The 20,876-nt window shown below is 73.0% G+C and carries 21 protein-coding genes, 3 tRNA genes and 1 pseudogene; 8 read left to right on the top strand and 17 right to left on the bottom strand.

The window, feature by feature from the left end:
* From SM452_RS05320 to SM452_RS05305, 4 genes and pseudogenes are all read right to left on the bottom strand, one after another.
* Positions 1–492: LLM class flavin-dependent oxidoreductase (locus tag SM452_RS05320; RefSeq protein ID WP_463839377.1), on the bottom strand; the 492-nt coding region annotated here is incomplete at its 3' end.
* Positions 493–555: 63 nt separating this feature from the next.
* Positions 556–947 (bottom strand): annotated as a pseudogene (locus tag SM452_RS05315) (LuxR C-terminal-related transcriptional regulator); the annotation flags it as partial.
* Between the two features lie 228 nt (positions 948–1,175).
* Positions 1,176–1,248, bottom strand: a tRNA-Arg gene (locus SM452_RS05310).
* 36 nt (positions 1,249–1,284) lie between these two features.
* A tRNA-Ser gene (locus SM452_RS05305) sits at positions 1,285–1,375 on the bottom strand.
* 645 nt (positions 1,376–2,020) lie between these two features.
* Here SM452_RS05305 and SM452_RS05300 point away from each other — a divergent pair.
* Entirely contained in the window at positions 2,021–2,842 is an 822-nt protein-coding gene (locus SM452_RS05300) for a hypothetical protein (RefSeq protein WP_463839376.1), read from the top strand.
* A 97-nt stretch (positions 2,843–2,939) separates the two neighbouring features.
* Here SM452_RS05300 and SM452_RS05295 read toward each other — a convergent pair whose 3' ends face one another.
* A complete protein-coding gene (locus SM452_RS05295; protein ID WP_030499361.1) occupies positions 2,940–3,713 on the bottom strand; it encodes a CPBP family intramembrane glutamic endopeptidase in 774 nt (257 codons plus the stop codon).
* 122 nt (positions 3,714–3,835) lie between these two features.
* Here SM452_RS05295 and SM452_RS05290 point away from each other — a divergent pair, with 122 nt between their 5' ends.
* A complete protein-coding gene (locus tag SM452_RS05290; protein ID WP_357211372.1) occupies positions 3,836–4,957 on the top strand; it encodes a globin domain-containing protein in 1,122 nt (373 codons plus the stop codon).
* 68 nt (positions 4,958–5,025) lie between these two features.
* Here the strand turns inward: SM452_RS05290 and SM452_RS05285 are convergent, their stop codons facing one another.
* Entirely contained in the window at positions 5,026–6,558 is a 1,533-nt protein-coding gene (locus SM452_RS05285) for a peptide deformylase (protein ID WP_463839375.1), read from the bottom strand.
* 321 nt (positions 6,559–6,879) lie between these two features.
* Between SM452_RS05285 and SM452_RS05280 the strand changes: the two genes are divergently transcribed.
* Positions 6,880–7,662, top strand: coding sequence for a hypothetical protein (locus tag SM452_RS05280; protein WP_355508640.1), 783 nt, complete (start codon positions 6,880–6,882; stop codon positions 7,660–7,662).
* A gap of 4 nt (positions 7,663–7,666) precedes the next feature.
* Here the strand turns inward: SM452_RS05280 and SM452_RS05275 are convergent, their stop codons facing one another.
* Entirely contained in the window at positions 7,667–9,445 is a 1,779-nt protein-coding gene (locus SM452_RS05275) for a DUF6311 domain-containing protein (protein ID WP_463839374.1), read from the bottom strand.
* A 210-nt stretch (positions 9,446–9,655) separates the two neighbouring features.
* On the opposite strand from SM452_RS05275, the gene SM452_RS05270 reads away from it, so the two are divergent.
* The gene (locus tag SM452_RS05270) at positions 9,656–10,360 is read left to right on the top strand and encodes a class I SAM-dependent methyltransferase (RefSeq protein ID WP_013289245.1); all 705 of its coding nucleotides are present in this window, start codon (positions 9,656–9,658) and stop codon (positions 10,358–10,360) included.
* 53 nt (positions 10,361–10,413) lie between these two features.
* Here SM452_RS05270 and SM452_RS05265 read toward each other — a convergent pair whose 3' ends face one another.
* The 3 genes from SM452_RS05265 to SM452_RS05255 all read right to left on the bottom strand — a co-directional run bounded on the left by SM452_RS05265 (position 10,414) and on the right by SM452_RS05255 (position 12,007).
* Positions 10,414–10,947 carry a YbhB/YbcL family Raf kinase inhibitor-like protein gene (locus SM452_RS05265; RefSeq protein ID WP_091413270.1) on the bottom strand — a complete coding sequence of 178 codons (534 nt, stop codon included), beginning with the start codon at positions 10,945–10,947 and terminating at the stop codon, positions 10,414–10,416.
* A 40-nt stretch (positions 10,948–10,987) separates the two neighbouring features.
* On the bottom strand, positions 10,988–11,677 hold the full coding sequence (locus tag SM452_RS05260; RefSeq protein ID WP_355508591.1) for a DNA alkylation repair protein: 690 nt from the start codon (positions 11,675–11,677) through the stop codon (positions 10,988–10,990).
* A 243-nt stretch (positions 11,678–11,920) separates the two neighbouring features.
* Positions 11,921–12,007, bottom strand: a tRNA-Ser gene (locus SM452_RS05255).
* A 95-nt stretch (positions 12,008–12,102) separates the two neighbouring features.
* Between SM452_RS05255 and SM452_RS05250 the strand changes: the two genes are divergently transcribed.
* Together SM452_RS05250 and SM452_RS05245 are read left to right on the top strand one after the other, a co-directional pair.
* Positions 12,103–12,231 (top strand): hypothetical protein, encoded by a 129-nt coding sequence (locus tag SM452_RS05250; RefSeq protein ID WP_396881890.1) that lies wholly within the window; start codon positions 12,103–12,105, stop codon positions 12,229–12,231.
* 9 nt (positions 12,232–12,240) lie between these two features.
* The gene (locus SM452_RS05245; RefSeq protein WP_463839373.1) at positions 12,241–13,215 is read left to right on the top strand and encodes an NAD(P)H-quinone oxidoreductase; all 975 of its coding nucleotides are present in this window, start codon (positions 12,241–12,243) and stop codon (positions 13,213–13,215) included.
* A gap of 3 nt (positions 13,216–13,218) precedes the next feature.
* Here SM452_RS05245 and soxR read toward each other — a convergent pair whose 3' ends face one another.
* On the bottom strand, positions 13,219–13,671 hold the full coding sequence (soxR, locus tag SM452_RS05240) for a redox-sensitive transcriptional activator SoxR (RefSeq protein ID WP_262013007.1): 453 nt from the start codon (positions 13,669–13,671) through the stop codon (positions 13,219–13,221).
* A gap of 46 nt (positions 13,672–13,717) precedes the next feature.
* Here soxR and SM452_RS05235 point away from each other — a divergent pair, with 46 nt between their 5' ends.
* Both SM452_RS05235 and SM452_RS05230 read left to right on the top strand, forming a co-directional pair.
* The gene (locus SM452_RS05235; RefSeq protein WP_463839372.1) at positions 13,718–14,401 is read left to right on the top strand and encodes a transketolase; all 684 of its coding nucleotides are present in this window, start codon (positions 13,718–13,720) and stop codon (positions 14,399–14,401) included.
* Positions 14,402–14,415: 14 nt separating this feature from the next.
* The gene (locus SM452_RS05230) at positions 14,416–15,291 is read left to right on the top strand and encodes a transketolase family protein (protein WP_262013032.1); all 876 of its coding nucleotides are present in this window, start codon (positions 14,416–14,418) and stop codon (positions 15,289–15,291) included.
* Positions 15,292–15,361: 70 nt separating this feature from the next.
* Here SM452_RS05230 and SM452_RS05225 read toward each other — a convergent pair whose 3' ends face one another.
* The 6 genes from SM452_RS05225 to SM452_RS05200 all read right to left on the bottom strand — a co-directional run bounded on the left by SM452_RS05225 (position 15,362) and on the right by SM452_RS05200 (position 20,783).
* Positions 15,362–16,072: a glycosyltransferase family 2 protein gene (locus SM452_RS05225; protein WP_135242490.1), complete on the bottom strand. Its 711-nt coding sequence runs from the start codon at positions 16,070–16,072 to the stop codon at positions 15,362–15,364.
* A 79-nt stretch (positions 16,073–16,151) separates the two neighbouring features.
* Entirely contained in the window at positions 16,152–16,739 is a 588-nt protein-coding gene (locus SM452_RS05220; RefSeq protein ID WP_463839371.1) for a hypothetical protein, read from the bottom strand.
* Between the two features lie 57 nt (positions 16,740–16,796).
* Positions 16,797–18,245: a sensor histidine kinase gene (locus tag SM452_RS05215; RefSeq protein WP_463839370.1), complete on the bottom strand. Its 1,449-nt coding sequence runs from the start codon at positions 18,243–18,245 to the stop codon at positions 16,797–16,799.
* Positions 18,238–18,921, bottom strand: a complete 684-nt coding sequence (locus SM452_RS05210) for a response regulator transcription factor (protein WP_194800383.1) — start codon at positions 18,919–18,921, stop codon at positions 18,238–18,240. The genes SM452_RS05215 and SM452_RS05210 overlap by 8 nt, the downstream gene beginning before the upstream one ends.
* Positions 18,922–18,989: 68 nt before the next feature.
* Positions 18,990–19,502: a hypothetical protein gene (locus SM452_RS05205; RefSeq protein ID WP_463839369.1), complete on the bottom strand. Its 513-nt coding sequence runs from the start codon at positions 19,500–19,502 to the stop codon at positions 18,990–18,992.
* Between the two features lie 108 nt (positions 19,503–19,610).
* Positions 19,611–20,783 (bottom strand): thiolase family protein, encoded by a 1,173-nt coding sequence (locus SM452_RS05200; protein ID WP_463839368.1) that lies wholly within the window; start codon positions 20,781–20,783, stop codon positions 19,611–19,613.
* Positions 20,784–20,876: the final 93 nt, after the last annotated feature.

Raw genomic sequence — 20,876 nt, 5'->3', positions numbered from 1 at the left:
CGTCTTCGGCCCGGTCGCGCCGGCGAAGATCCGGGCCGTGCCCACCGGCGGGTAGTCCAGCTTGACCTTGTCGAGCTGGACGTACCGACCCGACGTCGTCACCGTCTCGCCGGCCAGCAGCGCCTTCAACGCCTCGACGTGCTCGCGCAGCAGCGTCAGCGGCGAGCCCACCCGCGCTCCGACCTGCTCCATCCAGTCCTGGACGCCGTGGCCCACGGTGAGCAGCACCCGGTCGGGGAAGAGCCGGTGCAGCGTGGCGGCCTCCATGGCGAGTGCCGCGACGTTGCGGAACGGCACCGGCAGCAGCCCGACGCCCACCGCCAGCCGGTCGGTCCAGGCCAGGGCCGCGGCGGCGGTGGCGATGCCGCTTTCGAGGAAGCAGTCCTCCCAGAGCCACAACTGGTCGAGGCCGGCCTCGTCAGCGGCGCGTGCGACGGAGCGGAGGCGTTCGGGTGGATTCTGGGGCCGGAACACCACGCCGAGGGTCGTCATGACGGCCAAGCCTAGCCGCGGAGGGGCCCCGCCATCCATGCACTTTCCGGGAGGACGACCCGCTCAGCGTGGGCCGCCCGGCCCGACCAGGCCGGTTTCGTAGGCGACGATGACCAGTTGAGCCCGGTCCCGTACCGCCAGCTTGGTCAGCAGCCGCCCGACGTGCGTCTTCACGGCGGCCAGGCTGATACCGAGGTGCCCGGCCAACTCCGCGTTGGACAGGCCCCGGCCGATCAGCGTGAGGACCTCCCGTTCCCGCTCGGTCACCCGAGCCGTCGTGGCAGCGGCCGGGCCGGTTCGGGCCGACGGGCGAACTCGTCGATGAGCCGCCGGGTCACCGTCGGCGCGAGCAGTCCTTCTCCGGCGGCCACCACCCGGATGCCGGCCAGTAGTTCCGCCGGCGGGGTGTCCTTGAGCAGGAACCCGCTGGCTCCGGCCCGCAGTGCCCCGTAGACACCGGCGATGCCGGGCCGGTGGGGCAGGGCCTGGTCGGGGCCCAGCTCCGCTCGGGCGAAGGAGAACCGGGCCAGCGCGGCGCACGCCAGGTAGCCGACCGGCGCGAGCAGCGCGATCCCGGCGTCGCCGTGCGTCGCCGGCGGGGAACAGGTGCCACCGTCCACCCAGGCCAGACAGCACAAAGGGCCTGACCCGCGTTTCCACAGGTCAGACCCTTCACGATCTTGTGCGCCCGAAGGGACTCGAACCCCTAACCTTCTGATCCGTAGTCAGATGCTCTATCCGTTGAGCTACGGGCGCCTGGTGCTCGGCCAGTCTACACAACCGGCTTTCGCGCGGAGACTCCGGGATTCGAACCCGGGAGGGGCTTTAAGACCCCAACCGCATTAGCAGTGCGGCGCCATAGACCAGACTAGGCGAAGTCTCCCTGGTGACCCACGAGGTCACCGCGCCCGAGGATACAGGCCCGCACCCGCCCGGGGCAAAGCGGATACCGGGACCGGCCCTCGCCACCGCGTTTCCGTCGTGTGCCGGATCACGTCCACGGCTACGCTCCATCGATATGCAGGAGCAGCCGCCGAGCGATCCGCCCCGTCGCGAGCCCGCCCCCAAGGCCCGGCGGAGCCGCTCCCCACGACCGACGTTCAACCCACCGACACCGGATCCCGCCGCGGAGAACGCGACGAGCGACACACCGCCGCCCCGGCGTCCGCGCCGGTCCGCGCCCACTGTCGTCTTCCAGCCGCCGACGCCGGCCACCGCCGCACCGCCGGCACCGCGCCCGCGTCCGGCCGCCGATCCCTCACCAGCCGATCCGGGTACGCCCGCCGAGCAGGCCACACCGGAGGCTTCCACGGCTCCTTCGGGTACGACTGCCGCACAACCTCCGCCGAGCGCCGGGGAGGGCACGGCCCCGACCGATGAGAGGCCAGTCACGGCGGAACAGGATCGAGCCGTCGAGCCTCCGGCAGCGCCGGGCGCACCACCGGTCGGGGCAGAGGCGCCGAAACGGACGCGTCGCGCTCCCGCCGCCAAGAAGGCCGCCCCGGTCGCGAAGAAGGCGACCCCGGCGGTGAAGAAGGCCGCCCGGAAGGCGTCGCCCCCGAGGCGGGAGACGGCGATCACTACCCCGGAGCCCACAGAACACGAAGCGCCACAGATCGAGGTCACCGCCGCCGACACCACGGCATCCCACGCGGGGCAGTCCGCCGAGACGACGCACGTCACGGTCGTCGCGCGGGCACCCGGACAACCCGACGTCACGCGTACCCCGGAAACGGGCTGGCGGGCGGTGGGGCCGCAGCTGCGGGACCATCCCGGGTTCGCGCCGGAGCTGCTGGCCCTGGCGGCGGTCGACGCGCTCGGGCCGCGGGCCTCGGCCTGGGCGGAGCAGGTCCGGCGGGCCTATCCGGAGGCGGACGCCGACGGGGTGGCCCGGCTGGCGACGCGGCGGTTCGTCCGGATGGCCGGTACGGGTGGGGCGCTGGCGGCGGGCGCCGGGTTGTTCGCGCCGGTCGCGGAGCTGGCGTCGGTGCTGTGGACGCAGGCGAACCTGGTGCTGCATCTGGCGGCTGCGTACGGGCGGGATCCGGCGCACCCGGATCGGGCGGCCGAGCTGCTGGTGCTCACGCTGGTGCACCCGGATGACGGCACCGCGCGGGCGGCGCTGGCGGCGGCTCGGGCGGCTGATGCTCCGGCGGAGGGTCCGTGGGGGCGGGTGGCGGAGGCGGCCTGGCGTCTGGCCACGCCGGTGGCGGCGCAGGCGGGCGGCTGGCTCGGGCTGCGGTTGGCGGCCCGGTTGCTGCCGGGCGCGGCGGCGCTGGCGGCCGCGACGGGCGGTACGGCGACGGCCGAGCGACTCGCCGCGCGGGCGGTCGCCCGGTATCGGGCGTGATCGGCACCAGTTCGGCGAGCTGGCGCGGTCAGGCGGGGCCCGATGCCGCCACTTCCCCGACCTGGCGGCGGACGGAACGCGTGCCGGGCCGGCGCGGTCAGAGCCAGTCGAACCAGGACTTCGGCAGCATCGCGTAGCCGACGAACGCGAAGATGTCGAGCAGCGTGTGCGCGACGATCAGCGGGGCGACCCGGCGGGTGCGCAGGTAGAACAGCCCGAAGATCACGCCCATCACGGCGTTGCCGACGAACGCGCCGAAGCCCTGGTAGAGGTGGTACGAGCCGCGCAGCAGCGCGCTCGTGGCGAGCACCGCGCCGATCCGCCAGTTGAGCTGCCGCAGCCGGGTGATCAGGTAGCCGACCACGATCACCTCCTCCAGCACGGCGTTCTGCACGGCGGCGAGGATCAGCACCGGCACCGTCCACCAGAGGTCCGGCAGCGCGGCCGGGACCAGCGTGGCGTTGAGCCCGAGCTGCGCCGCCGCCCAGAACAGCGCCAGCCCGGGCAGGCCGATGAGCGCGGTCAGGCCCGCGCCCCGGGCCAGGTCCGAGCCGGGCCGGCGGAAGTCGACACCGAGCGTCCGCGCCGGGTCGCCGGGGTCGCGCGCCAGCAGGTGTACGGCGAGCAGCACCGGCAGCAGCGCGAAGACGATGCCGAGCAGCTGGTACGTGAGGTCGAGGTACGGCCGGGCCGACGCGGAGGTGTTCAGCGCGGCGGTCTGCTTGGACAGTCCGCCGGTCGCGGTCAGCTTCGCGATCAGGGACACCAGGGCGTACACGGCCGACTGGCCGAGGGACAGACCGAGCACGAGCAGCGTCTCGGTGCCCAGCATCCGGCGGGAGACCGGACGGGCCAGCTCGTCAACCGTCACCGGACCATGAAAGCACTTCGGCGACCGGGCCGGACGGTCGCACAGTCTGTGCGACCGACGTACACGCTCCGTGGACATTCTATGCGGGCCGATCCGCCCGTACGGAGAAGGAGCGTGCCCCTGTGGAGAACTTCGCGCGGCTGCTGAAGGAGAGCTGGACCCTGGTCGAGGAGGACCGGGAGCGGCTCAGCGGTCACTTCTACGCCCGGCTGTTCCTCCTCGACCCGGAGCTGCGCAAGCTCTTCCCGGTGCAGATGAACGGCCAGGGGGACCGCATCCTGGAGGCCATCGTCACGGCCACCCAGACGGTGGGCGACCCGGAGAGCTTCGACGAGTACCTTCGCGCGCTGGGCCGGGACCACCGCAAGTACCACGTGTCGGCCGAGCACTACGCGACGATGGGCGTCGCGCTGCTCGACGCGCTGCGCAGCACCGCCGGGGACGGCTGGAACCTGGAGTACGACCAGGCGTGGCGGGAGGCGTACGCGGGCATCAGCGCGCGGATGCTGGCCGGCGCGGAGGCGGACGAGAACCCGCCGTTCTGGCACGCCGAGGTGCTGACACACGAGCGGCACGGCCCGGACACGGCGGTGCTGACCGTGCGCGCGCTCCAGGATCCGCTGCCCTGGCGGGCCGGCCAGTACGTGAGCGTGGAGGTGCCGCGCTACCACCCGCGGGTGTGGCGGACGTACTCGGTGGCGAACGCGCCGAACGAGGAGAACGTGCTGGAGTTCCACGTGCGGACGCCACCGGGTGCGGCCGGTTGGGTGTCCGGCGCGCTGGTGCGCCGCACCAAGCCGGGTGACCTGCTGCGGGTGGCCGCGCCGATGGGCTCGATGACGCTTGATCCGGAGTCCACCCGGGACGTGCTCTGCGTGGCCGGCGGGGTCGGCCTGGCGCCGATCAAGGCGCTGGTGGAGGAGCTGACCCGGGTCAACCGGACCCGCTGGGTGCACGTCTTCTACGGCGCGCGCCGCCCGGACGAGCTGTACGCGCTGCCCGGCCTGGAGGACCTCGTCGCGTCCCACCCGTGGTTGTCGGTGACGCCGGCGTGCAGTGAGGACCCGGACTTCGGCGGCGAACTCGGTGACGTCTCCGAGGTGGTCACCCGGTACGGCCCGTGGACCACGCACGACTGCTACGTCTCCGGTTCGGCCGCGATGGTCCGGGCCACCCTGCGGGCGCTCGCCGCCGACGACGTCCCGCCGGACCACATCCGGTACGACACGTTCGGCAACCTCTGAACCTTGCTCCCCCCGAGCCGGGTCGCGTGCCCCCGCCCCCTGGGGCACGCGACCCGGCCCCCCGTTTCTCAGTAACGCCAGGGGGTTCCGGTCTCGCGGTACTCCTCCACCGGCACCAGCGGCACGCCGGGTGCCATCCGGTCGACGTAGAGCCGCCCCTCCAGGTGGTCGATCTCGTGCGCGACCAGCCGCGCCATCGCGTACTCGTAGGACGTGATCACCCGGCTGCCGTCCCACAGGGCGTGTTCCACGTCGATCCGCAGCGGCCGGGGCACCAGGCCACGGTGGTCGAAGAAGGAGAGGCACCCCTCGTACTGCTCGTCGGTCTCGGTCGCGGCGTCCACCACCCGTGGGTTGAGCAGCACCACCGGGTCGGCCGCCCGGTCGGCCGGGCGCACGAGCGCCGCGGACCAGCCGATGCCGAGCTGGGGCGCGGCGAGGCCGACGCCCTTGCTGAACGGGTGCAGCTCGTCCAGGCGGACCAGCATCCCGGCGAGCCGGTCGATCACCTCCCGGGCGTGCTGTTCGTCGGCCGGCAGGTCGAACTGGCGGGCCCGCTGCCGCAGCAGGTCGTCGCCGCGCTGCACGATGCCCACTGCGCGCATCCGGTCGCTGGCCCGCACCCGGGCGCCGCCGGTGGGCGCGTTGTCCGGCTCGGCGTCCGGCTCGGGGCTGCGGAACCGCCACTGCATCCGGTAGCGGGCGTTCAGCGGCGGGTCGTCGGTCCCCCAGTCGAAGACCACCCGGCCGCCGTCCACCGACCGCTGGATCGGGGTACGCAGCGGCCCCTCCTCCGCCGACAGCGAGGTCTCCGCGCCCCACACCTTGGGGTCGAGGTCCGCGGGCAGGTCGAGCCGCACCGCCAGGTGCCGGGTGGGCAGGCGTACGGCCCGCTGGAACCAGGGGCCCCACTTGTCCCGGCCGACGCGGTACGCGTACTCGATGGTGACCCGGTCACCGGGGTAGAGCGGGAAGCGTCCCTCGTCGTTCTCGAACAGCAGCCAGATCTCCTTGAAGGCGTCCCGGTCGTGCTTGGCCCGCCAGTGCATCGGCTCGCGCCCGTTGCCGTCGTCCCGGTAGGCGTTGAGTTGCAGCTCGGCGAAGGTGAGCGGGTGTTCCCGGTGGTGCCGGTTGGATCGGCCCGGGTCGTTGGGGTAGCGGTCGACGGCGACCCGGACCAGGTAGCGGGTGACCGGTTCGGTGCCGGCGTTGTACAGCTCCCGCCGGATCGCGCAGTGGTAGCCGTCACCGGTGTGGGTGAGCGTCGCGACCTCCCGTTCCACCACGAGCCCGGTCCCCGGCGGCAGCCACTGGCCGGGGACGGGCGGGTCGCGGTGGGCCACGCCGGCGCGGCCGTGCCGCAGCTCGTCGTACTCCCGGAAGCGCTGCCAGATCGCGCCGCTGGCCTCCAGGACGGCCTCGGCCCGGCGGGCGAAGTCCTCGGTGGGCCGGTGCCGGCGCCCTTCGACGTGGCTGACGTAGGACGGGTCGAAGCCCATCATCGTGGCCAGTTGCTTCTTGGACAGCCCTCGGCCGGTCCGGTGCCGGGCGAGTTCGGCCGCGAACGAGTCCGCGGCACGCTCGATCGGTGAGGTCGTCATCAGCTTCCTCGTACGCGGGAAGACCATTTTCACGTTGAGTGGCCGAACGTGTACGGAAACTGCCTCGTATTCGACACTCACCTTGACTTTTCAGCGGCGTGCATCGATCCTTGTGCCGTCTGCCGCCGGCTCTCCGGCGGCGTTTTCCGTCTCCGAGGCCGGGTAGTACGCGACGGCCGTGGAGTGACGCGGGCCTCCCCGCGATACCGCGGCACCTCTTCCCCTCCCGCCGGGAGGGTGGTTAGGCTAGCCTTAGCTTGGGTCGACGGCACGCGCCGACCGCAGGGCGACAGGACAGGGGACGGCCAGGTGACTGCGGTGATGCCGGGGCGCGACGCCGCCACCCCGCTCGCCCCGGTGACAGCGACCCTGCGCGCCATGTTCGGCACCGACGACCTGCCCGGGCTCGCGCCCGGCCTGCTGGTGCACGACGAACTGGACCGCTGGTCCCCCGCCACCCGCCTGATCGACGGCACGCTGCTGTCCGAGTTCCTGACCCGCGCCGGGCGCCGCTGGGGCGGCACCCCGCACGCCTGTGCCGCGCTGGCCTGGAAGTCCTACAGCTACTGGACCGCGCTCCCAGCGGTGCTCGGCTGGGCGTCCGCCCGCCGGGTGCCGCTGCTCGACCCGGCCGACGTGCTCGTGCACTTCGAGGACCACCACCAGCTCCTCACGCTGGGGCTGCGCGCCTCCACCCCGGTGGCGGTGCTGCCGAGCGACCCGCTGGCGCTCGCCGGCGCACCGGGCGTACTGGTGGTCCCGGACGAGGCGGCGCTGCTCGGCGCGCTGCGCGCGTCCCTGCTCGACGCCCACTTCGCGCCGCTGATCGACGCCATCCAGGGCGAGGTCCGGATCGGCACCCGTACGCTGCTCGGCTCGGTGGCCTCCGGCATCGCCCACGGCATCCTGCGCGCGTCGGACGCGCTGCCCGGCTCGGCCACCGCGGCCGTCGGCACGCTGCTCGGCGCGCTCGACCTGAGCGACCTGGTCGAGCTGGTGCCCGGCCCGGCCGGCGAGCCGACAGTGCAGCGGCGCACCTGTTGCCTGGCGTTCACGCTGCCCCGGCCCAAGGTGTGCCAGGGCTGCTGCGTCCGCCAGGCCTGACCGCTCAACCGACAAGCGGCCGGACATCCCACAACCACACACCGCCGGTACGCCTCGGCGTGATCCCGCTCAGCTCCGTCATCGCCCGGCGCAGCGCCTCGGCCTGCGGAAGCCGGGGGTCGAGGATCACCGCGCCGGCCCGCCAGTAGCGCAGGTCGTCAACGGCGGCCACCCGGTCCTGCGGCGTGATCGGCGGAACCGCGTCGGTGCGCCGTACCGTCTCGAAGAACGTGCTTGTGGGGCGCGGTGGCGCGGTGAAGAGAGCGATCCGGTCCCCGCCGGGGCGGGTGTCCGGATACAGGAAGTAGCCGCGGGCCAGCGGCATGTCCAGCCGGGTCTCGGCGGACCAGCGCAGCGGGACCGCGTACGTGGTGTCGGGCAGCGGCAGCGTGACGATGCTCCGCCCGTCCGCGACATAGGGACGCCAGGCGCCGGAGGTGACGAACGCCGGGGTCGGGTCGAGGCGCTTCGCGGGCAGCGGGGTGGGCAGGATCGGCAGCAGCGCCATGGCGAGCACGGTGACGGTGACGAACCGGATCTGGCCGCGCGCGTCCGGGTGCCGTACGGCGAGCCGCCGGACCCGCTCGGCGCCGAGCGCGAGCAGCACGCCGATGATCGGGGTGAGCGCGAGCGACCAGCGGGTGGGCACCACCGAGTGCAGGACCGGCAGGTTCTCCAGCGCTGCCCACGGGCCGGGGATGCCGGTGTCCTCTCCGTCGTAGCGGATCTCCCGGCCGAGCGAGAAGAGCACGAACACGAGCCCGACCGCAGCCAGCCCGAGTACCACGGCGTTGCGGCGCATCCACCAGACCAGCGCGACCACCAGGACCACCAGCGGCCAGCCGAAGAACGCGTTCTCCTCGGTGGCGTTCTTGACCAGCGGTTCGCTGCCCCGGGCATCGCCCGCCACCGACTCCCGGGACCAGGCCACGTACGCGGCGAGGTCGGTGGAGTAGCCGCGGATCAGCGTGGAGAGCCCGCTGTACGCGCCGGGGCCGAAGAACTGGACCCAGAGCGGGTACGCGAGCAGCGCCCCGGCGACCACCGCGGCCACAGCGAGCCCGGCGGCGAACGGGCGGGCCGCCGAGCGCAGCGCGGGACGGCCGAGGGCGAGCGCGAGCACCACCACGCCGAGCCCGATGGCGGTCATCAGCAGGATCTCCAGATTGAGGAACGCCTGCCAGACGATCACCAGCCCGAGCAGGACGCCGTTGCGCAGCCACCGGCCGGGTTCGGCCAGGCGCAGCGTCCGCCAGATGATCAGCGGTACCACGAACTGGCTGACGATGTTGGGGTGCGAGTTGGCGTGCGAGACCATCGCCGGCGCGAACGCGCAGAAGGCGGCACCCAGCCACGCCGGACCGCGGGACTTCACGACAACTCGGGAGAGCAGGAAATACCAGGACACGCCGGTGGCGGCGAGCCCGAGAGTGAGGAAAATCAGAAAGGACCAGCGCGGACCTGCCCAGAGCGTTATCGGGGTCAGCGGCAATGAAACGGATAATACGGACGTATTAGCCATGAGATTGACGACATCCGGCACATTCATCCGGTCCGAGGTGAACGGATAGGCGAAATCAGTGACGACGCGAGCACCATGCGCCATCATCCATTCGAATTGCGCCTGATCTGTCCGATTGTCCCGGATGCCATTGCGCGGGTCGACCCACAGTCGAGCGGTCACCCAGCACGCGAGCAGCACGAAGCTGAGCACGGCGAGCGCGTCCAGCCGCCTGCCCTGCCCCGATTTCGGCGTGCTCGCGCCGCTTTCCGGAGTAGTCATGACATTTCAGAGCGTAGTCAGGGTATGACGGGCACGTGCAATGTTCCGGGGAATCACGTACTATGTTCCGAGTTCGCCGAACGCCGAACAGGCACCCCTCCGGATCACAATTCGGCCCCCCCCTCCGTCCCCCGATTTCCCCCTCAGCCATCCAGATGGTTGACTCTGACGGTCCAGGCGCGGGTCAGTCATATCGTGAGGAATCGACGCATGGCAGAAATCACTGGGGATCAGCGCGTCCAGTCCGAGGTGCTCGAAGGCCTGGCGACGGCTGTCAACCACCGGCAGTGGTTCGTCGAACTGGCGGTGCCCTACCTCGGTGACAACCCGATCGAAATCGGCAGTGGCCTCGGCGACTACGCCTCCGCCTGGGCGGCGTACGCACCCCGGATCACCGCCACCGAAGCCGACCCGGACCGGCTGATCCAGCTCAAGGAGCGGCTGTCCGACCACCCCGGCGTCGAGGTCCGGCAGATGCTGCTCCCGCACCACGAGCGCGGCGACTACAGCGCGGCCGTGTCCTACAACGTGCTGGAGCACATCGACGACCACGTGGGCGCGCTGCGCAGCATGCGGGATCTGGTCCGCCCCGGCGGCGCCGTGGTCATCATCGTACCGGCGTTCCAGTTCGCCATGAGCCCCGCCGACATCGCCACCGGCCACGTCCGCCGCTACACGAAGAAGACGCTCGCCGCGGCGATGACGGAGGCGGGCCTCACCGTCGAGCGGATCCACTACGCCAACGCGCTCGGCCTGATCGGCTACTTCATGGCCACCAAGGTCTTCCGGCTGATGCCGAAGGAGGGCCCGATGGTCAAGGTGTACGACACGCTCGTCCTACCAGTCACCAAGGCCGCCGAGCAGCGCGTCCGGCCGCCGTTCGGCCAGTCCGTCTTCGCCGTAGCCCGCGTGTAAGGAAGGGCCCCTTGTTAACAGACGTCTGTTAACAAGGGGCCCTTCCTTACACCTCACTCCTTGATCTGGTACGTGGGGCGGATGACCGCCCGGGCCAGGGTGTGGAACGCCAGGTTGAAGCCGACGAAGGCCGGGCTCGCCCCGGCGGGGATGTCGAGACGGTCCACGTCCACCGCGTGCACCGCGAACACGTACCGGTGCGGGCGGTCCCCGGCCGGCGGCGCCGCGCCCCCGTAGCCGGTGTCGCCGTAGTCGTTGCGGACGCTGAACGCGCCGTCCAGGTCGGCCTCACGCACGCCGGTGGGCAACTCGGTGACGGACGCGGGCAGGTTCACCAGCACCCAGTGCCAGAAGCCGCTGCCGGTCGGGGCGTCCGGGTCGAAGCACGTGACCACGAAGCTCTTGGTCTCGGCCGGGAAGCCCGACCAGGACAGCTGCGGTGAGACGTTCTCGCCGCCGGTGCTGCCGTGCGCGTACCGCGCGTCCATCGGCTCGCCGTTGTGCACGTCGTCGCTGGTGAGGTCGAACGACGGCACCGTCGGCAGCAGCTCGTACGGGTCCGGGGCGATCGGTCGTTCCAGGGTCATCGAAACGGTCCTTCCGGGTACGCGAATGTCCTGCGCCCCTTCATACCCCGTTGGCCGCCCCACCGTGCTGTCGGCGCACCATCTCGTTGATCCAGACCGGCGCGTACGGGGACGTGCACCCAGGCGGCGTCGGGTAGTCCTTGAGCACGCCGAGCCGCTCGCCGATGCCGATCGCACGGTCCCGGTACGCGGCGTGCTCGATCCCGATCTGCGCCAGGCAATGGTTCATCGCCCACTGGAGGCGCTCCGGCGCACCGGCCATCTCCGCCTCGATCACGTCGAGCAGGCCGCCCAGGTCCAGCCCGTCCGGGTTCCGCGCCACCCGCTCGGTGGTCAGCGCCCAGCCGGCGCTCGCCACGACCGGATCGGGAGCGGCCGACCAGACCAGGCGCAGCGGCTCGGCGTGCGGGCTCTTCTTCACCACGTAGTTCACGAGCCAGTCGTGCACCTTCGGCGTACGCGCCTCGCGCAGCATGGCGTCCAGCTCGTCCCTCCCGTACGCCTTCGGGCGGCAGATCAGCAGCGCCAGCAGCCGCGCCGCGCTGTCGCCGGTCGCCCACAGCTCGCGTGCGAGGTCCTGCTGCGTCTTCAGCCGCTTGGCGATCGCCCGCAGCTTGCCCAGGTTGACTCCGTGGTCGTCGCCGTGCCGCTCGTTGACCGCGCGGATCTTCGGGTCGTCGAGCGCGGCCAGCTCGGCCGTCACTCCGGCCACCGTCGTCGTCTCTGCCACCCCGGCCTCCCGCCGTCGCCGCAACCCGCAGCCTACGACGCCCGGATCGCCGGTCGCCGGTCGCCGGTCGCCGGTCGCCGGTCGCCGGTCGCCGGTCGCCGGAGAAGAGAGCACCCGAGACCCTTATGCCTCTCGGTCATATTTATGCCCCAGAGGCATAAGCCGCAGAGGCGATGGCTACTTCCGCGGCGACACGCCGATGCGTCCGCACGCGCGGCCGGCCGACGGCGAGATGGGAGTGGGCGGAGGGTGTGGGATTCGAACCCACGAAGACATCGCTGCCTTACCGGTTTTCAAGACCAGCGCCATCGGCCACTAGGCGAACCCTCCCGGCACGCCCCCGAGGGGTGCGCGACCGGGACCAGTCTGCCACGAACCCCGTACCGGGCAAGCCGCCGTCCCACCTCCCCTGCGAGAACGTGTGCGTGCGGGAGCACCCGGCAGTGGTGCTGATCAGCGGAATCACGGCCGCCGGCAAGTCCACAGTGGCCGACGGCCCGGCGCGGCAGCCGTCCCGGACGGTGCACCTGCGCGGCGACGGGCGGATCGGGTAAGACTGAACCATGCGCGCGATCACGATCACGGAACCCGGCGGACCCGAGGCGCTCGTCTGGACCCACGTGCCGGACCCGGAGCCCGGTCCCGGTGAGGTGATCGTGGAGGTGCGGGCGAGCGCGGTGAACCGGGCCGACCTGTTGCAGCGGCAGGGGCACTACCCGCCGCCGCCGGGCGCGTCCGCGTACCCCGGTCTGGAGTGTTCGGGGACGGTGCGTGCGCTCGGTCCCGGCGTGACCGGCTGGTCGGTGGGCCAGGAGGTGTGCGCGCTGCTCGCGGGCGGCGGCTACGCCGAGCAGGTCGCGGTGCCGGCCGGGCAGTTGCTGCCGGTGCCGGCCGGGGTGGACCTGGTCGACGCGGCGGCCCTGCCGGAGGTGGCCTGCACGGTCTGGTCGAACGTCGTGGACCTGGCCCGGCTGGCCGAGGGCGACACGCTGCTGGTGCACGGCGGCGGCAGCGGGATCGGCACGTTCGCGATCCAGCTCGGCGTGGCGCTGGGCGCGACGGTGGTGGTGACCGCCCGTTCGGCGAAGCACGAGCGGCTGCGTGAGCTGGGCGCCGCGCACACGATCGACTACCGCGAGCAGGACTTCGTCGACGAGGTACGCCGGGTCACCGACGGCCGGGGCGCGGACGTGATCCTGGACATCATGGGCGGGTCCTACCTGTCCCGGAACGTGGCGGCGCTGGCGACTGGCGGGCGGCTCGTGGTGATCGGCATGCAGGGCGGCCGCAAGGGCGAACTCGACCTGGGGATGCTGCTGGCGAAGCGCGCGGCGGTGCACGCGACGGCGTTGCGGTCCCGCCCGGTGGACGACAAGGCGGGGATCGTCCGGGGCGTACGCGAGCAGGTGTGGCCCCTGGTGGAGGCGGACCGGATCCGGCCGGTGGTGCACGCCCGGGTGGACATGGCCGACGCCGCCGCCGCGCACCGCCTGGTGGAGACGAACGACCACCTGGGCAAGGTGCTGCTGGTCCGGTGAGGGTCAGCCCTGGCCGGGGCGCGGCAGCATGAGGCGCGGGCCGGGGCCCTCGGCGGCGAGCGAGTCGCCGGGGTTGTAGAGCGTGCAGCGCTGCAACGACAGGCAGCCGCAGCCGATGCAGCCGTCCAGGTCGTCGCGGAGCTTGCCGAGCAGCCGGATGCGCTCGTCCAGCCGGTCCCGCCAGGCGCGGGACAGCGCGGCCCAGTCGTCGGGCGTGGGGGTACGCCCCGACGGCAGCGAGTCGAGCGCCGCGCGGATCTCGTCCAGCGAGACACCGACCTGCTGGGAGATCCGGATGAACGCGACCCGGCGCAGCTCGGTGCGGGCGTAGCGGCGCTGGTTCCCGCCGGTGCGGGCGGCGTGGATCAGGCCGAGCCGCTCGTAGTAGCGCAGTGCCGAGGGCGCGACGCCACTGCGGTCGGCGAGCTGCCCGATGGTCAGTGTTGCTTCGTGCATCACACGGCCTTGAGTTGAAGTTCGCTTCAAGTCCGAGGCTATCGGTATGACGACGACCACCGCCACCGACCTGGGCGCGCTCCTGGACCGGGTGCGCGCCGGCCGCGAGTTCGGCGCCAACGTGTACTCGACGCTCGACGTGCTCCAGGTGCTCTACGACCGGGTGCTCCGGATCACCCCGGCCACCCTGGACGACCCGGACCGGGACCGCTTCCTGCTCTCCAAGGGCCACGCGGTCGCCGGGTACTACGCGCTGCTCGCCGCACGCGGCTTCCTGCCGGCCGAGTGGCTGGACGACCAGGGTGGCCCGGCGAGCCGGCTCGGCGACCACCCGGACCGCACGCTTGTGCCGGGCGTCGAGATCGGTTCCGGTTCGCTCGGCCACGGGCTCGGGCTGGGCGTGGGCACCGCGCTCGGGCTGCGGGCCCAGGGCCGCACCGGACCCCGGGTGTACGTGCTGCTCGGCGACGCCGAACTGGACGAGGGCTCCAACCACGAGGCGATCGCGTACGCGGGCGCGACCGGACTGGGCAACCTCACCGCGATCGTGCTGGACAACCGCTCGGCCACGTACGGCTGGCCGGGCGGCGCGGCGAGCCGGTTCACGGTGAACGGGTGGAGCGCCGCAACAGTGGACGGGCGCGACCACGACGCCCTGCACACCGCCCTCACCGGGCACGACGGTCACCGGCCGCACGTCGTCGTCGCGGTCGTCACGGACGGGGAGTGAGAATGAGCAGCACCATGCGGGACGCGTTCGTCACCAGCACCGAGGAGGTGCTCGCCGATCCGCGGACGACAGTAGTGCTCGCCGACATCTCCGCCGCCGCGTTCGAGCCGGCCGCCGCCCGCTACCCGGACCGGGTCGTGAACGTCGGCATCCGCGAGCAGTTGATGATCGGGGTCGCGGGTGGGCTGGCGCTGACCGGGCAGCGGCCGATCGTGCACAGCTACGCCCCGTTCCTGGTCGAGCGGGCGTACGAGCAGATCAAGCTGGACCTCGACCACCAGGACGTCGGCGCGGTGCTCGTCGGCATCGGCGGCTCGTACGACCGGGCGGCGGCGGGACGCACCCACCTCGGGCCGGCGGACGTGGCGTTGCTGGACACGCTGGACGGCTGGACGGTGCACGTGCCGGGGCACCCGGACGAGGTCCGGCCGCTGCTGCGCGACGTGGTGTGCGGGCAGGACTCGGCGTACCTGCGGCTGTCCGTCCAGGCCAACGCGCAGGCGTACCCGCAGGCGGGTGACCTGCACGTGGTCCGGGACGCCGGGCCGGGCGCGCCCCTGCTGGTGGCCGTCGGTCCGGTGCTCGACGCGGCGGTCGAGGCAACGGCCGACCGGCCGGTCACCGTGGCGTACACCCACCGGCCCCGGCCGTTCGACACGGCCGGGCTGCGGGCGCTCGCCGGGACCGAGGTGATCCTGGTCGAGCCGTACCTGGCGGGCACCTCGACGCGGGTGGTGTCGGAGGCGCTCGCCGACCGGCCGCACCGGCTGCTCGCGCTCGGGGTGGGCCGTAAGGATCTGCGCCGCTACGGCAGCGCCGAGGACCACGAACGCTGGCACGGCCTGGACGCGGCCGGGCTGCGCCGCTCGGTCGACGCGTTCCTCACCTGAGCGGCCCGGACACGGCGGAACCCCGCGACCTCGGCTCGTGCCGGGCTCGCGGGGTTCCGCCGGTGCGGGCTCAGTGCGCGGCGGCGGGACCGGCCGGGCGGCGGCGGGCGCGCTCGCGGGCCAGGATCCAGATCGCCTCGACGCCGTCCTTCCAGGTGATCTTCTTGCCCTCCTCGCGGCCCCGGGCGCGGTAGCTGATCGGCACCTCGTACGGGCGGATGCGGCGGCGCAGCAGCTTGCCGGTGACCTCGGCCTCCATGCCGAAGCCACGGGAGCGGACCTGGAGCGAGCGGTACAGCTCCAGCGGCATCAGCTTGAAGCAGGTCTCCAGGTCGCCGATGTAGGAGTTGTAGAGCACGTTAGCGGCGAGCGTGACGCCCTTGTTGCCCATCACGTACCAGAAGCTGTACGAGCTGTGGCTGCCGAAGGTCCGGTTGCCGTAGACGACTGTGGCCCGGCCGTCGAGCACCGGCTCCAGCAGGCGCGGGATGTCCTGCGGGTCGTACTCCAGGTCGGCGTCGAGGATGACCATGTACTCACCCTCGGCGCTGTCGACGGCGGTCTTGATGGCCGCGCCCTTGCCGGCGTTGCGCTGGTGGGTGATCACCCGTAGGCGGGCGTCGTCCACGCGGCCGAGGACCTCGCCGGTGCCGTCCCGGCTGCCGTCGTCCACGACGACGAGCTCGATCTCGCAGGGGTAGTCCACCGCCAATGCCTGCTTGAGGGCATCCGCGATACGTTCTTCCTCGTTGTAGACCGGCATGAGGATCGAGAGCTTCACGGAATCTCCACGGAGGCGATGGCAGGTCGGGGCATAGCGTAGCCTGGCACATTGCTCAGGTCACGACAGCCCGGGCACCCTATTCCTGACGAAGTGGTACGACCACGAGCCGGGCCACGCTCCGGTCGCCCTCCTTGGCACCGGCCACCCCGACCGTCGTACCGATCGTGATGTCGCTCGATCGGATCGTGGTCCGGCGCTCGACCACCCGCAGCTTCTCGCCGAACGTCCACGTCACTGTGAAGCCGTCGGTGGACTTGACGGTCATCGACCTGTCGTCGATCGCCGTCACCTCGCCGCGCTGGACCGTGACGGTCTTCGTGCCGCCGTCCCTGGTCTTCACCACCGCCTCGCCGTGCAGCGTGTTGCGCCGCAGCAGCACCCGGGCCCGGTGCCGCTGGTGTCCCTGCTTCGCCCGCTCGCCCTCGCCGCCCGGCCCGGCCTTCGGGCTGCCGGAGGGCGCCGGCGCAGCCAGCGGATCCACGTCCAGTTCCCCGGCGTCGACGCCGAATGCGGCGAGTGCCTGACCCTCCGTACCCAGGGCCGCGCTCACCTCGACCGCGTCGTCCGGTGCCGGGCCGGGCCGGGCCGCGCCGCACCCGGCGAGCCCGAGCGCGGCCGCGGCGAGCAGTGCGGTGGCGCCGGTGACGATTCGCTGACGTGCCATCAGTGGTCCTCTCTCGCGGTGACGACCCGAGCGTTCCGCACCGATGCGAGGAGACGGTCAAGCCGATGTTCGAGCCGCGTAAGGATTCGGCGGCACCCGGACGGTGAAGGCGGCCCCGCCCTCCGGGGCGTGCCCGGCAGCGATGTCCCCGCCGAGCCGGCGGACCAGCCCGGCGGCGAGCGCCAGGCCGAGTCCGCTGCCCACCTTGCGCACCCCGCGGTACCGCTCGTGCAGCGCGCCGCGCTCGAACGCCACCCGCAGGTCGTCGTCGGTGAAGCCGGGCCCGCCGTCCCGGACCTCCAGCACCCCGCCGCCCGCCGGGCCGTCGGCGCGGACCGCGAGCACCACCGGCGCCCCCGGCGGTACGACCCGCAGCGCGTTCTCCAGCAGCCCGTCCACCACCTGCCGGATCCGGCCCGGATCGGTGTACGCCGGCACCGGCACACCCGGCGTCTCCAGCCGGAACGGCACCCCGAGCGCCGCGTACCGGCCGGACCAGGCGCGCTCCGCGTCGGCGGCGAGCCCGGCCAGGTCGACCGGCACCGGTTCCAGGGGGAAGTCGACCGCCTCCAGCCGGGCCAGCGCCAGCAGGTCGCGGACCAGCCGATCCAGGTGTTCGGCCTCGGCGAGCACGGTCCGGCCGGTCGCCGGCACCGCGTCGGCCTCGATCACCCCGTCGGCCAGCGCCTCGGCGTAGCCACGGATGGCGGTGAGCGGGGTCCGCAACTCGTGCGAGACGGAGAGCAGGAACTCCCGCTGCCGCCCCTCGCTCGTGGCGAGCGCGGCGGCCAGGCCGTTCAGCGCGTACGCCAGGTCGGCCACCTCGTCGGGCGGCTCGACCGGTACGCGGACCGCCCGGTCCCCGGCACGCAGCCGCGCGGCGGCGGTGGCTGCGGTACGGATCGGCCGGGCCAGCCGGCGGGCGAGCAGCAGTCCGGCGGCCGCCCCGGCGGCCAGCCCGGCGAGCAGCGGCAACCAGAGTCCCCGCAGCACCTGCCGCCAGGGCGCGGCGCTGCGGACCCGGGTCAGCACCACACCGTCCCCGCCGGGCAGCGCCCGTGCCTCGACCAGCCGGCGTTCCCCGTCGACAAGCCGCCGGCCGGAGACGTTCTCGCCGCCGGCCACCCGCGTCACGAGCGGTCGGGGCAGGCCCGGCCGGTCGGCCCGGCCGTCCCGGATCACGTACACCTCGATCTGCTGCTGGCGCAGTTGCCGGATGAGCCGGTCCCCGGCACCGTCGCGCTGGCGTACCGGCCGTACCCGGAGCACGTCGGCGGCGAGCCGGGCCTGGGCGGCGAGCGCCTCCTGGTCCCGGCGTTCCGCGCCGCGTACCGCGAGGGGCACCGCGACGAGCGCGGTGACGAGCACCGACACCAGCGCCACCGCGCAGGTGGCGAGCACGGCGCGGGCGGTGAGCGTCCGCCCGGGGCGCCGGCCGGGCCGGACCGGACCGGTGGGCGGCATCGGCACCGTGGGCGGCATCGGCACCGTGGGCGGCTCAGGCATCGGCGGCGTACCCGACGCCCCGATGGGTGCGGATCACGCTGTCCGGGCCGAGCTTGGCCCGCACCTGCGCCACGTGCACGTCGACGGTCCGGGTGCCGGCGTGCGCCGCGTACCCCCACACGCCGGCCAGCAGTTCCTCCCTGGTGAACACCCGGCCGGGCCGTGCCATCAGGTGGGCCAGCAGGTCGAACTCGGTGGAGGTGAGCTGCACCGGCGTACCTGCGGCGGTGACCGTGCGGCGGGCCGGGTCGAGCGTGACGGCGCCGAGCGTGCGGGGCTGCTCGGCGGGCACACCGGCGGTGCGGCGCAGCACCGCCCGCAGCCGGGCGAGCAGTTCACGCGGGCTGAACGGCTTGGTGACGTAGTCGTCGGCGCCCAGTTCCAGCCCGACGACGCGGTCCACCTCGTCGTCGCGGGCGGTGAGGAAGATGACCGGCGTCCAGTCGCCGGCCGCGCGCAGCCGGCGGCAGATCTCGGTGCCGGCCAGGCCGGGCAACGCGATGTCGAGCACGCAGGCCACCGGGCGCAGGCGCCGTGCGGCGGCCAGCCCGGCCTCGCCGTCACGTTCCAGGTGTACGCCGAACCCGTCCCGGGTCAGGTAGAGCCGGACCAGGTCGGCGATGGCCGGCTCGTCCTCCACCACGAGGACGAGCCCGGGCGGGGCGGCGGTGGTCACCGGCTCATGATGACCGACCGGCGACCGCGCGGCCGGTCAGGGAATGTTCGGATCAGGTAAGGAGGACGTCAGCGGGCCGGGGCGGGCCGCAGCACCGTCGGGCGGGCGCCCGCCGTCGGCTCACCGATGGTCGCCACCACCCGCTCGGCCGGCGTACGCAGGCGGGTGCGGAAGGCGTGGTTGAGCAGTGCGTCGAGCTGCCACACCTGCTTCGGGTGGTGGGTACGCAGGACGAAACGCTCGCGTACCCCGTCGATCGCGGTGGCCGCCAGTTCCACGCTGTGCGCGCGGGCGTCGGGGCTCCACGTCACGTTGCTCAGCTCGCGCAGTTCGGTGTTGAGGTGCAGGCGCAGCCGGTGCAGCACCCGGGTCTGCCGGGTGACCACCAGCCGCCGGTGGGTGAGGAGCATCAGGTAGTCGCCGCCCACCGGGTCGTCCGGGCGGCTGCACCGGGTGACCAGGATGGTCGCGTCGCCGGAGCCGACGCACCGGCGGAACACCGGCATGTGCCGGGTGACGGTCTGGGTCGCCAGGCCGGTCTCGGCGGCGGCCGGAAGGAACGTTCGCGAGAACACGTCCATGCCCGGTCCAACGAGCCGATGACCAGGGGTGATATGGGTCACGCCCGATTTCTGGAACTTCCACACGTGCAAGTCGCACCCGCGGTGCGACTCCGGCGGCCGGTCGGATCAGAGCAGCTCGACGATCGTGGCGTTTGCCATGCCGCCGCCCTCGCACATGGTCTGCAGGCCGTAGCGGATGCCGTTGTCCCGCATGTGCTGGAGCATCGTGGTCATGATCCGCGCGCCGGACCCGCCGAGCGGGTGACCGAGCGCGATCGCCCCGCCTCGGGGGTTGAGCCGCTCCGGGTCCGCCTCGGTCTCGGCCAGCCAGGCCAGCGGCACCGGGGCGAACGCCTCGTTCACCTCGTACACCCCGATCTCCTCGATGCCCAGCCCCGCGCGGCGCAGCGCCTTCGCGGTGGCCGGGATCGGGGCGGTGAGCATGGTGACCGGGTCGTCGGCGGCGACCACGGCGGTGTGCACCCGGGCCAGCGGGCGCAGGCCGTGCCGGCTGGCCCACTCGGCGGTGGTGACCGCGAGCGCGGCGGCGCCGTCGGAGATCTGCGACGCGGACCCGGCGGTGACCACGCCGTCGGCGCGGAACGGGGTGGGCAGCTCGCCCAGCTTCGCCAGCGAGGTGTCGCGGCGGATGCCCTCGTCGGCGGAGAACTTGCCGCCGTCGGCGAGCGCCACCGGGGCGAGTTCGGCCTCGAACGCGCCGGCGTCCTGCGCGGCGGCGGCCTTCTCGTGGCTGGCGAGCGCGAACTCGTCGAGCTGGGTACGCGAGAAGCGCCACCGCTGCGCGATCAGCTCGGCCCCGACGCCCTGGTTGAACGGCAACGGGGAGTCCTCCGCGACGCCCTCGACGCCGCGGTAGCGCTCCAGGATCGCCGCGCTGAACGGCATGCCACCGGCGACGCTGGAACCCATCGGCACCCGGGTCATCGACTCGACGCCACCGGCCACGACCATGTCGGCCTGGCCGGACAGGACCGTCGCGGCGGCGAAGTGCAGCGCCTGCTGGCTGGACCCGCACTGGCGGTCGAGCGTGGTGCCGGGGACCGACTCCGGCCAGCCGGCGGCGAGCACGGCGTTGCGGCCCACGTTCCAGGACTGCTCGCCGACCTGCGACACACAGCCCCAGACGACGTCGTCGACCTGGCCCGGGTCGATGCCGGTGCGCTCGGCGAGCACGCGCAGCACGTGCGCCGAGAGGTCGACCGGGTGCACTCCGGCGAGGCTGCCCTTGCGCCGCCCGACCGGGGTCCGTACCGCGCCGACGATGACCGCGTCACTCATGTCTACTCCCCGGTAACCTCGCTTGCCCCGATCCTACGTGCTGATCCGACCGGTCGTCCTCCCCCGGCGTGCGGCAGGTGCGGCTGGCATGCT

The sequence above is a fragment of the Micromonospora sp. SYSU B005 genome (assembly GCF_055362685.1).
Note: the sequence above shows the minus strand (reverse complement) of the source record. Positions and strands in the feature narration are given on the sequence as shown.